We start from the raw sequence: 12,701 nt of genomic DNA, 5'->3' as shown, positions 1-12,701 counted from the left end.
GCCTCGTTGCTCTTGCTTGAGTTGCCGTACCCAGCGATCCATTGCTGATTGACTTACATTCATTGCTTTAGCGGCTTCGATAACCGAATAGCCATGCTCTGTTACTAATTGTGCTGCTTCAAGTTTGAATTCCGCACTAAAAGTGCGTCTTGTACGATTTGTCATAAAATCACCTGTTTGTCTCTGAGGTGTATCTTAACACCTCTATTCAGGTGGCCAAATTCACTGTACCACTACAGTATGATTTTCAGCACTCAAAGTGCGTTTCAGAATATTCCTAGCAGAGAATACCCACATTCTCAGTGCTCAGAAGTGGTTAATTCACTCGATGCTGTTAATCACAAGACAAGCAGAGGGTGAGACTGGGTAGAATGAGCTGATTTGCACGTGAAGTTTTTTCAAATCCAGAAACGACAAAGCCGCTTAACAGCGGCCTTGATAAATTACCTTTTATTCTAACGACAAACACGCTGATCAGCTTTTGCGATCATTTCTTGCTGTTCTTTAATCGTTTCTCTTACCACTTGATCGAAGAGTTTACGTTTCTCACTTGATGAAGCATGACGAATAAAATCAGAGAAAGGTGTGGATTTAACCTTTTCACGTTTAGTACCGCTCATCCTTTCCTCCTTATGATTGCTTTAATCCGACGATGGTTTCCAGAGATTGGCGATTGTACTTTTTGCGTAACAATGCGTCAATGTCAGTCACATTAAAATGGGGGCTTTCATTCTTGCCGTCAATATTTTTTTCAATGAACATAATATCAATATCAGAACCAAATATTTTCTTTAATTCACTAACTACCTGTTGCGATTGCATAAACTGAGTCACAAACACTTCTTCAGGAACTCTTCGCCCTTCAACACACTCTCGTGCTTTCACCAAGCGCCAGGCTTGTTCTGGCTCCTGATATACAAAGATAATTTGTACATAACGTCCGCGTTTTAAAGAACGTTCTATATTGTCTTTTGCTTTTTCAAAGCTAGACAATGTTGAATCTAAGATAAAACTGACGTCCTTTTTTAAAGCACGATCATGAATCGCTTCGACCAGAAGAGTAGCTGCTCTTTGGAACAACGGTGAATTTTCGCCATGATAATCCTCGAACTCTTTGCGAAGCTCATCATTTTCGATATGGACTAATGACATACCACTTTGAGTTTTAAACATACTCAAAATATTACGTGCTGTTTCAGTTTTTCCTGCCCCAGGAGAACCAGCCATAAAAACAGAGACTGCAGACTCTTCCTGAGGCAAGTGATCAACCATCTTCTTAGCCAGATCCCTTTTCATTTTTTTAGCTTCAGCAATTGCCTTATCGATAATCCCTTGTTCATTCATTGCGCGATTCCCATGACAAATTGCTGGTTAGTTATCAATAAACATTACAGAATCAATAACTCCAATCCTCATACGCCAGAGGTAAACTGTTAAGCAAGCTACGTCGTTCCCTCCAGTTAGGCATAAATCGGTCCATCAGTTGTTTAAATCGGTCATTATGTCGACGTTCCAGTAAATGGACCATCTCATGAACCAAGATGTATTCCAAACATTCAGGCGGCTTTTTAGCCAATTCTGAATTGAGCCAAATTCGCTTTGCCTGAATATTACAACTGCCCCACTTCGTTTTCATTTTCTTCACACCAATTTCATTGACACTTACACCAGTTTTTTGCCCCCAAACAGGGAGCAAATTGGTGAGTGCTTGATGCATTTCATGACGATAAAAGTGATTGAGCAGCTTTACACGCTTTTCTGTTGTCGTATTAGGTGTCACAGAGAGCTCTAACCATTCAGTATTCTTTACCTTAACAGCATGCTTAGTTGGGCTCACAACAGCATCAAGCCGGTATTGGCGTCCCCATACATAATGGCTTTCCCCACTCACCATTTCACGAGTGGCTTGGCGAGGTTGAGCAGCAAAATCCGCTTGCTGTTGCTTAATCCAACCAAGTTTATTAATAATCGCAAGTCGTATTGCATCCTCGCTGGTTCTATTGGGTACAGATAATCGAACATAACCATTAGGTGGCAACACACTTAAATGAATATTTTTTATCGATTTACGCTGTATTTCAACTTCGAGACTACCAATAGTCACTGTTGAACAACGTTCGCTAGGCATTAATGGTATTCCTTCTGGGCTTTAATCAGGATCATTACATTATCGACATCTATGCCATAATCAGCCGTTTCTTCGCTAATCGCACGAGCAATTTCACGTTCTTTGAAACGATCACCCACCCAATCTGCTTTTTTGGTGTAGCGTACGGCTGCATCGATTTTGGCAGTCAACACTTCATCACGTCCCAAGTTATCGTATAGCGATTGCTTCGCCATCGTATCAATGGAACTAGGATAATTAGCACTGCGACTACTCGCTGGATTTTTCACTTTTTGCGCCAATTTTCGAATTTCTTCTAAATAGGTCTGATAGTCGAGCGCCTTTTCACGGCGCAAGCGGATAATATCATCCAGTAGCACCGACATTTGATCATAAAATTTGGGGTTGACCGGGTTCTCATCCACAATAGTTTTACGGACGTTGTTTTCGATCGCTTCCGCCATGGCGTCTTCATCTTTGCGAATCCCCTCAGGAATGGAACTCAGATCTTGTTTATTGATAATCAAATCTATCAGACCAAACTCTTCAAAATCCATGAGCGTTTCGCTGTCATCTGCGCGAATATACATATCTAACAAGTGACGCATAGCGGGTTCAAAGCGTTTGCTATCAAGTAGATCACCACTCGCAACTTTCACCTCATCGCGAACTTTTTCATAAAATGTAACTTCTTTACGGATCTCTTCTGCTTGCTGTTCAGTGTAACCCGCTTGTATCATTTCATTAGCAAGGTTCGCATAGGCACGTAACAATTTAGCGACGGATTGATAAAGTGCCAAACGCAGGGCCTCTTTCTCACTGCGTTCATCTACATCTGTTGGCTCGCTACCAGAAACACCACAAAAATAATGGATGAAATCCGTGGTTGCTCGTGGCGCCTTCACTGGCTCACATAAAGCTCGAATCACTTCCAAAGCAATATTTAAATCAGATTTCGACTCCAGCAAGCGATCTTTTAGCAGCCCAACTACATCTTCTTGATCATATCCGTCAAACACTTCATTGGTGTAGTTCTTAATGGCTTTATCTAGTGAACGAAACAAATCTTTATAATCGACAATAAAACCATACTCTTTATCTTCACCATCAAGACGGTTGACTCGGCAAATAGCCTGAAACAGGTTGTGATCCGCCATATTCTTATCAATATAAAGATACGTTGCCGATGGCGCATCGAAACCGGTTAATAGCTTATCGACCACGATCAACAAACGCATTTGACCGGGTTCTTCGATAAAGCGTTTTTTTACTTCCCGTTCAAACTCTTCAACTCGTTTAGCTGCGTCGTCTTCGCTTTGCTCAAAATAATTAGCTAACATTTTACGGTAAGTATCGTATTTAAAGAGCTTCTCAGTTAACCCCTCGCCCGATTCTTCCCCTTTGGTTTCACTGGCCATTGGTTTATAACTGGTCACAATGGCACATTTGCCATTTAAGTCAGTGCGGCTAAACAAATCGAACACAACGCAAGCCTGATGAACACTTGCACACACCAACATGGCATTACCGCGACCATCCATTAAACGGGGTTTAGTTTCCATATCCATTAGGATATCGCTGACAATTTGCTCTAAGCGAGAACGACTGGAAAGCACTTTTTGCATCGTGCCCCATTTCTGTTTGAGCTGCATACGAGCCAAATTAGAGAGACCTTTGGTTTTCGCATCAAACCATTGATCAATTTTCTTCTCTGAGGTGATGTGTTGGTCAATATCGCGGGCTTCGTAGCGCAGATCCAGCACCACTTTGTCTTCAACCGCTTCATTAAATTTATAGGTATGAATATAAGGGCCAAACACCTCTAAGGATTTTTTCTTGTCCTTTTTCATCAACGGCGTACCGGTAAAACCGATAAATATCGCATCCGGCAAAAACTCTTTCATTGCCTCATGCAGTTTCCCGGATTGAGTACGGTGACACTCATCAACAAAAACAAACAAGTTACCTTTAGGCTTAAATCCTTTTGCCGCCGCTTTAATTTCATCGATAAAGCTCTTGGTCGCTTCATCGTTATCATCTTCGGTCAGAGACTCGCCATTGCGACCGAATTTATGCACGAGAGAACACACCAACCACGGATTTGGCTCAGCTAATGTACCCAAAAGATCAGCACCACTTTTGGTTCGGTAAATCGCTTCATCGACCCCAGTGAACACATTTTCAATCTGCTCATCCAGTTCAGTACGGTCAGTAATAATCAACACACGCGCATCCGTTACATGCTCACGAATCCATTTTGCTAACCACACCATAGTGAGGCTTTTACCTGACCCTTGGGTATGCCAGATAATGCCCCCTTTGTGATTTTGTACAAACTGCTTAGCAGCCTGAATACCGAAAAACTGATTATGACGACAGGTCTTTTTCACGCCCGAATCAAACACAATAAAATCGTGCAGAATCTGTAAAAAACGTTTTTTCTCACATAACTGAGCAATGTGAACATCAAGCAGCGTTTCCGTTTCAATTCCTTTGATCGGTAATGCCCCTTCAACATCCGCCTCTTTCCATTCAAGGTAATATTTTTCTGAGGTTTCAATGGTTCCGTAGCGCAGCCCCTGAGTATCATTTCCCGCCATAACCAACTGCATGGTAGTGAAAAAGTTGCGAATAAAAGACTTCTTCTGATTATCAAGGTTCTGGCGAATCCCCTCCGCAACAGAAACAGATGAACGCTTCAGTTCAATCACCCCAAGGGCAATACCGTTTACATACAGAACAATATCCGGTCTTTTCTTATTCTCACCTTTTACCGTCACTTCTTGAGCAATAGCAAAATCATTGTTCTCTGGATGCTTCCAATCGATTAACCACACAGTTTGGTTTTGCTTGCCCGCGCCTTCTTTTTCTTTCACGCCATAACGCAACAAGCGATACACTTCTTTATTGGAATCAAAGAGCTTTTTGCCTTCGCCTAAAGCAGCCGCTTTGTCCAATTTACGCAGCGCACGTGTCATCAAGGCGTTGGACACACCTTGTTTTTCTAACCACTGGGTTAATCGTTCTGTTTCTATATTTTTATTGGTTTCACGGTATTCCCAGTTACCTAAATAGTCATAACCCAGTTGATCCTGGAAAAAGGTGACTACCCGGTTTTGAGTAATGCGTTCTTTTTGTCCGACGTTATTCACTAATCAACTCCTGAACTTGGCTTTCTACCTTTGCCAAATATTGATTAAATTCTTGAATCATCTGTTGCTGATGACCTTCAATTTCTATTTTCTGCCATTGTGAATGAGCATAAATATCTTCCAGTTTTAAAGAAACACCTTGACCACGATGACGCTCTTCAAATTCTGCTTTTTTGATGCTGAACCCTTTGTTACTCATCTCCGAATTGAGGCTTCGTGTTACCAATGCCAAATTACCAAAGCAGTGCAAAAGATCAGCCGGAATACGGTCACTCTCCTTTTCTGGATTCTGTGGCGTGACATGTTCTACGGAGTTCTTCGCGGTCATTCGAAACCCTTCAACTGATGCTGAATTGTCCGCTTTTAGCTTGAGATATAGAACAAATTCCAATTTATAAAACCAGTAATGAGGATACTGTGTCCCATTGTCAAAATGCTGGTTGAGACTCATCTCGGCATCCAACACGATTTCTTTGTGCCAAGGCTCAACAAGATAGCGGCGAGTCCGCTCCACCAAAGAAGCATCTGCTTCACTGCACAGCAAATGATTATCAAGATGACATAAATACAGATAAGCCTGTTTCTCATCATGCTCTAACAAAAAATTGAGTAACGACGTTAACCAATATTGAGTGGTCATCTGTTGCGAGTGATACAACATGCTTTGCAACAACGCAAAATCGGGCTCTGCATCGCTCGATAAACGTTGCAAATAAGCGGTATTTCTTGCACTACTGCGATTCACGTACAAACGTCGAATAGCATGCACCCGCACATCTTCCACCGTAACCCATTTGATCACATGCTTATCAAACAGATAGCGCACTTGCCATAGTAGCTCGATAAAGGCTTTAACCTGTGCAGCAGAAGGTTTGAATTTCAACCAATGCAACTCAAACAACACCAGCAGATCTTTATCTGAAACCTTACTAATGTCTTGAGAGCCCACCTCTGCGTTTTTCTGGAGAAAGATCCTTAATACGTGTTGCAGCAACATGGAGAACGTGATGATACTGCTCGCTCGATCAGGCAGTTCAGCATCTTCGTTTGTATTGTTACCGATAGCAGTTGTGGTGAACTGTTCTGTTTTCGTCAAAATAGCCTCTAGGCTAGTCGGGGAACACTCGTCTTGATCTTTCAGTTCACCTAATGCCCTAATCACCGCACGAGCATCGGCCAACCGTTCTCTTTCAATCCCGGCATCATTGATAGGTGCCTTTACTTCATAGAGTGATACGGTATCAATTTTCGTGGTTTGGCGCAGGTTGCGCTCAACATACTCATCCATATTGGCGCACGCATCCCACAACTGCGCATAGGCTTCCCGCTCATGCTGACTGATTTTCTCCAACAATTTCGCCTTTAATATTTCATGGTGCTGCAACTGCACGCCACGGTTATTAATCACTTCAAACAGTTTATTGAGATCGGTATTGCTAGGCACTTTGGTTAAGATCAGTTGCACCTTATGGCGGATAAACTCAGCCAGTTCAACCTGATTCAGTATCTTTTGATTCTGAGTAGCGTAATTAACGAAATAGGAGCGGATGTCCACTAGCGCATCTTCCAGTTGTTTGGCTTGCGGCAGACTGGGCTGTTCGCCTTGACACACTTTTTCAAAAAAGGTGGTCACTTCAGGGCGAATGGCAAAACTGATGCGTGGTCGAACACCATTATCAGTCTCTACCTGCTGGTAATCTTTTAGCAAATCACCCAATACAACACTGATAAGCCACAAAGTGGTAAAGCGCTGCTGACCATCAATCAAATCAAATACAGGATAAGACAGCTTATTGCTGATTTCATGCTCACGTTCTATCACCAATGTACCACCGAGATAAAACGTACTTTTCTGCTCCTGACACGCTGAGACAATGTCATCCAGCAAGGTATGGATTTGTTCTTTACCCCACACGTATAAACGTTGGTAAATCGGAATATTAAACAAGTATCGGTTGTTTACCACATCATCAACAGTGATCAAATCGGAAGAAAACTCAGCCATGAGAAACCTCCCTTGATGCTTTTTCATCCATACACTGTGCGGTTTTCAATGTCAGATCAGACAATTGATAATACTGTGCCACGGCAAAGACATAACTTTCCTGCACTTTATTACCCTTCTCTTCTATCTGTTTCGACCAGCCGTCATTTTGCGCATAGACCTTATCGTCCTTCTCTTCTTGTAAGTAACGAATCACATCATCCCCTTCATAGGCATAAGCAATCACATCGAGTAAGTTGCGTTTGGCTTCACGCAAGAATTTCAGTGGTGTCTCGCGGCGGATGTCCGACTTAGATAAACGCAGCGCGCCAAGGCGGTGATCCAAGTGCAGCGCAAAGCGCAATAAACCAGCGCTACCAAGACGATCAAAATAGGTGAGCAGCGCTAGGCGGAATAAACTTTGTAAATAAGCCGATAACGTACTCACCACCGCTTTATAGAACTGCTGAGTGGCGTTAATTTCTGGGTCAAAGCTGGGAGAAAACAACAGTTGTTGCAGTAAATCGGCATATTTTTCGGCGTAAAGGAAAAAGCCAGCACCACGGCTAATGGGTTGTCGTAGCGAAAAAGGCAAATGCGCAGCCTGCTGTCCAAATTGCTGCGCAGCTGGCGTTAAACGGTAATCATTGGCGACAGTGAGTTGTAATGTTTGTCCCCATTGATTCGCGCCAGCAGGATAAAGCGCCACATGACCAATGGGTGATACCTTACTCTGCTGACCAAAATGGGTCAGCATATCATCACGACTTTCGAGCTCTTTAACATCTGAGCCGCGCCAATTACGACCGCGCCACAGATAGTAATGAAACAGATCCGGCGCAAAATCATAACGCTTACTTTTTTTAACCAAGTCACCCTTTTGCTGCACCTGTTCCCACTTTCTGGCACAGTGACTTTGCAGTTGTTCAACTAAGCTGACGTCCTCACTTTGAATCGCTCGTAGATGGTACGCTTTCAGTAAATCGGTGCTGCCTAAAGGAATACCACGGTTGTTTTGGGTATCAAAAAAGGTAAAAGCCAAATCTTCCCGCGTCACGGTAATCACCGTGAATCGTAACTGGTCGAAAAGTGCCTTCAACGTCGAGTGTATGTCCGTATGCTGGTTAAGCCATATTTGCATGGTCTGTTTCGCTTGTTGCACATTCACCCGCGACAGTGAAGAACGAAATTCAAACTGAATAAAGGGTGGCAATTCTCCTTTTAATAACCAATAGAGAACCGCCAATGTGGTCAGCCGTTGCTGACCATCAATCACACAGCAACACGCGTTACCTTGCTCTTCCTTTTGATGCACCAGTAAGGTGCCCAGATAATACTGGCTGGCTGCATTCGATGATTCAACCGAGACAAACTCAGCAAAATCCTCCAGCAACTGAACCACTTTTTCATCGGTCCAGACATAGGCACGTTGGTAGTTATCCAGCACCAAGGGTTGGGTTGGGCTGGCAAGCTCTGCAAAGCTGGCAAGCCGCACGGTCACATCCTGCGTTTGCGGTAATGCAAGGTCTTCCGTGACAGTATTCATCAGTCACCCGCCTTCACAGGCAAGCGAGTTTTCCCGGTCAGCAGTTCCTGCATCATACCCTGTTTAATCTGGCGCGTTTTGGCTAAGCGCTGTTCAAGTGCCTGAATTTCAGCATCCATATCGGAGAGGATATTGGCGATGGCGGTTTGTTCATGAATTTTAGGCAAGGCTAGTTGTAAGCTTTTATATTGATTACTATTAATTCCTGGCTGTCCACTTCTCATAGAGTTAACAGTAACCCAGTTCCAGTACTGATTTGTCTTTAGGAAATGAGATAAAAATTCTGAGCTTAAACGCTTTTGATCTGGAGATATTTTAATTAAAAATCCAGCAAAGACTAATTCCCCATCATTCTCCTGATATAAATACGACTTTCCGACACTAGCACCAGTCCTAGCTAAAACAATATCACCTGATTTAAGTTTATACATATCTGAAAAAGGGCTATTTACACCAACCTTTTTCGTCGGTTTAAAATAACCATCTTCACTAATATCGGTGATTCGTATGTAAACTGGTAAATTTCCAGATAAAGGAACAGCAGCAGCATTAATACCATACTTGGGATTGTCAGAAAGTAATGCTCCAAGAGGCTCAACCTCCCAATCCTCCGGTATTTCCCCTAGTTCACTGGGTTTCATCCCTTTGGGTTGACCTTTATGCTCGCCGTCGGTGTGGATAGTGAACTGTGGCAGGCGGGTTTTGCCAGTGAGTAGCTGCTGCATGGTAGCGGTTTTGATCGCCTGTTTTTTGGCAATCAGCTGTTCCAATTCGCTCAGCAGCGCATCCATATCCGATAGAGCATTGGCAATGGCGGTTTGTTCTGTAATATCTGCGGATATAGAGAAAGTTAACTGCCGTACTTGAGAAAAATTAAGTCCTTCTCTATTTCCTCCGGCTTGATAGCTATCGATCTGATTCTGCCCAATCGAAGAATTGATTAATTCAACGAGCAATTTAGGGAGCAGTTTTTTGTCATCAGTTCGAATAATACAAACATGCTGATTAACATTCCCTCCGATTATTCTTCTATCAGCTTTTGAGCATCTACCAATTGATGCCCCTGTTATATTTAAAAGAACATCATCTTCTTTCAACTCAGTTCCTATAAAAGTGCTATGAACAGCATCAGTTATAAAAGCGACATCTGATAAATCTAATTTACCCCTATCTACATTTTGACTTCTTATAAATGGTCGACCAGCGTCAACATAAACGGCTGCACCTCCTGTTGGCGTTTTACCACTACCTACCTTAACAGCACAATCATCAATAAACATAACAATCCAATCCTCAGGAATCACCCCAACTTCAGTTTGCTTATAGCCTTGTGGCACCGCCTGTTTTTCTGTTGCCATTACTGCCGCCTCACTCATAGCATCCACTCCAATCCCATGGCTTTCAGGTGGTTGGCGACTTTATCACTCAGTGCTACCACAGATTGGGTCAAGATTGGCAGTGGTGTGCTGTAGCGCTGTTCCAGCTCTTTAACGCGATTAGCCAATTGCTGGGTAACGCGCTCAATTTCTGCCTGAATATGGGTTTGCAGAGTGGCGAGCCATTTATCATCGACAATCAGTGTCTTGATGTCATCAAGGGTTAAAGTTGGGTAATGCTTAAAGACTGCCAGATCCAGCGCCTCTTGCGCTTCTTTGACCGCTTTTTTGGCGCTGACGTCAGCATTAAACAGTTTGTTGGCGTGTTTGAGGGCTTTCAGTTCTTCGGCATCCGTCGCGACTTTAGCGCACGCGGCAACACTGGCTTTGGTGAGCTTGTCTTTATCATTCATTGCATCCACCAGCAGCCCATCGTCACTACCCTGCTCTTCCAGGTAGTTTTCTAGCTCTTGCGTAGCGGCATCCTGTTTAGCTTGCAACTCATTGAGTTTGTCCTGCTTATCGGCGTAATAACGCGCCACAATCAGTGCAGGCGGGATCAGTTCGGCTTTGTATTTTTGTTTGTTGATGATGAGATCTGGCGTTTCTTTGAGTTTCTCGCCTTTCTTCACTTTTAGCTCACGCAGTAAGTTGCCCGATTGCCAGCCGTCCTGTGCCAGCACGTACACATCGTCCTGCATCACATCCGCCCAGTAATCCATCAGAATTTGGAAAATATCGTATTTGCTCAACAAATCGTTGTTGGCATAAGCCGCTAACAATGCATCAGAAAGTTCAACAATCAGCTCTTTCGGGCTATCGCCTTTGGCAATTTCTTTCAGTGCCGCCTGTTTCAGCCACTGCTTAAATGGCAATAAGCTGCGCACGGCAAAATCTTTAAATTCCTGATGCGCCAGAATGGTGGTTTTCACCTGACTTTCCGCCACCAACGGTTGGCTGTAACCGTCACGCAACGGCGCAAACAAGGTCTCACGCAGCGATGGGAACACGCGCCAGAACTCACCAAGGGCATCCACATCACTGTTGGGAATGCCTCCTTGCAGGTGCGCGGTTAAATCATGCAGATCTTCAGGTTCAGAAGAGTCGATATAACGAGGGATATTCAGGTTGTAGTCGTTGTCAGCAATTTCCTTCATTGGTACTAAGCGGCTGTAACGATCAATCTCCAGACCGTTATTAAAGACTTCCACTACTTTGTAGATATCCTGACTGCGCAGACGGTTTTTATTGCCGTCTTTCATAAAGCCTTTGCTGGCATCAATCATAAAGATCGGACGCCCTTCCACTTGACCATCAGCCGTCGTGGCAGCTTTTCTCGCATACTCTTTATCAATCACGATAATGCAGGCTGGAATACCGGTGCCATAAAACAGGTTGGCTGGCAGCCCAATAATGCCTTTGATGTAACCTTGTTTGATCAGGTTTTCACGAATATTGGCTTCCGCATTACCACGGAACAATACCCCATGTGGCAGGATCACTGCCCCTTTACCCGTGCTTTTCAAGCTGGTCAAAATATGCAGCAGGAAGGTGTAGTCACCATTTTTCTCTGGCGGAATACCCCAGGTAAAACGACCATAAACATCGTCGTTCGGGTTTAGACCACTGGTCCAGTTTTTATTGGAAAACGGCGGGTTGGCGACGGCAAAATCAAAGGTTTTTAGCTTGTTAGGCGCATCTTTCCAGTGGGGTTCAGATAAGGTGTTACCTTTAAAAATATTGGCGGTTTCGCAGCTGTGCAAAATCACGTTCATACGCGCTAATGCACTGGTGGCGTTATCCATTTCCTGTCCATAAAGCGACAGACCGCGCTGAGACTGATCATTAACTTTCAGCAATAGAGAACCAGAACCACAGGTCGGATCATACACGGTTGCGTCCTGCGGAGTTTCTTTGGTGATCCCCACTACGCTCGCCAAAATGCGTGACACTTCCGAAGGAGTATAGAACTGACCTTTTGATTTACCCGATTCAGTCGCGAAATGACGCATCAGGTATTCATACGCATCCCCCAGTAAATCATCCCCATCCGCACGGTTACCAGACAGATCTAGCCCTTCAAAGATACCCACCAACTTACTTAAGCGGTCGACCATCTCTTTACCTTTACCGAGTTTGTCTTCGTCGTTAAAGTCGGCCACGTCAATCACGCCTTTCAGATCATTCTCTTCTGCAAGTAGGCGAATAATTTTATTAATATCTTCCCCAATCTTCGTATGACCTTTTAATTTAACCATATCATCAAAGCTTGCACCTTTTGGCACAACGATCATCGGGTATTGATTGTCTTTTGCTTTATCTGACACATACTTCATAAACAGCATGGTCAGTACATAATCTTTGTACTGGCTGGCATCCATACCGCCACGCAATTCATCACAGCTTGCCCAAAGGGAGGAATATAGTTCGTTTTTCTTAATGGCCATTCTATTTAAACCTTAGGTGTTCATCTGAAATGGATTGGAACGTTACAGTTGTTCTGCATTTAAGCTGGCAGCTTTGAGGCGTACCGTTA

The 12,701-nt window shown here is 43.6% G+C and carries 9 protein-coding genes; all 9 read right to left on the bottom strand.

The window, feature by feature from the left end:
- A partial coding sequence (locus tag ACK5MF_RS02125; protein ID WP_416918908.1) for a transposase occupies positions 1 to 165 on the bottom strand: 165 nt, incomplete at its 3' end.
- Between the two features lie 290 nt (positions 166 to 455).
- Complete coding sequence (locus ACK5MF_RS02120; protein ID WP_416918906.1) at positions 456 to 620, bottom strand: hypothetical protein; 165 nt, start codon at positions 618 to 620, stop codon at positions 456 to 458.
- 10 nt (positions 621 to 630) lie between these two features.
- Positions 631 to 1,344, bottom strand: a complete 714-nt coding sequence (locus ACK5MF_RS02115) for a zeta toxin family protein (RefSeq protein ID WP_416918904.1) — start codon at positions 1,342 to 1,344, stop codon at positions 631 to 633.
- Positions 1,345 to 1,396: 52 nt separating this feature from the next.
- Complete coding sequence (locus tag ACK5MF_RS02110) at positions 1,397 to 2,128, bottom strand: M48 family metallopeptidase (protein ID WP_416918903.1); 732 nt, start codon at positions 2,126 to 2,128, stop codon at positions 1,397 to 1,399.
- Entirely contained in the window at positions 2,128 to 5,259 is a 3,132-nt protein-coding gene (locus ACK5MF_RS02105; protein WP_416918901.1) for a type I restriction endonuclease subunit R, read from the bottom strand. The genes ACK5MF_RS02110 and ACK5MF_RS02105 overlap by 1 nt, the downstream gene beginning before the upstream one ends.
- Positions 5,252 to 7,264 carry a DUF262 domain-containing protein gene (locus ACK5MF_RS02100; RefSeq protein ID WP_416918899.1) on the bottom strand — a complete coding sequence of 671 codons (2,013 nt, stop codon included), beginning with the start codon at positions 7,262 to 7,264 and terminating at the stop codon, positions 5,252 to 5,254. Before ACK5MF_RS02100 ends, ACK5MF_RS02105 begins: the two co-directional genes overlap by 8 nt.
- A complete protein-coding gene (locus ACK5MF_RS02095) occupies positions 7,257 to 8,789 on the bottom strand; it encodes a DUF262 domain-containing protein (RefSeq protein ID WP_416918897.1) in 1,533 nt (510 codons plus the stop codon). Before ACK5MF_RS02095 ends, ACK5MF_RS02100 begins: the two co-directional genes overlap by 8 nt.
- Positions 8,789 to 10,165 (bottom strand): restriction endonuclease subunit S, encoded by a 1,377-nt coding sequence (locus ACK5MF_RS02090; RefSeq protein WP_416918895.1) that lies wholly within the window; start codon positions 10,163 to 10,165, stop codon positions 8,789 to 8,791. Before ACK5MF_RS02090 ends, ACK5MF_RS02095 begins: the two co-directional genes overlap by 1 nt.
- Complete coding sequence (locus tag ACK5MF_RS02085; protein ID WP_416918893.1) at positions 10,162 to 12,612, bottom strand: type I restriction-modification system subunit M; 2,451 nt, start codon at positions 12,610 to 12,612, stop codon at positions 10,162 to 10,164. Before ACK5MF_RS02085 ends, ACK5MF_RS02090 begins: the two co-directional genes overlap by 4 nt.
- Between the last annotated feature and the right edge of the window lie 89 nt (positions 12,613 to 12,701).

Origin of the sequence: Vibrio sp. (genome assembly GCF_047973365.1) — a bacterium.
In the GTDB taxonomy this organism is placed as follows: domain Bacteria; phylum Pseudomonadota; class Gammaproteobacteria; order Enterobacterales; family Vibrionaceae; genus Vibrio.
The sequence above is the reverse complement of the archived record's forward strand: the minus strand, read 5'-3'. Positions and strand labels throughout refer to the sequence as shown.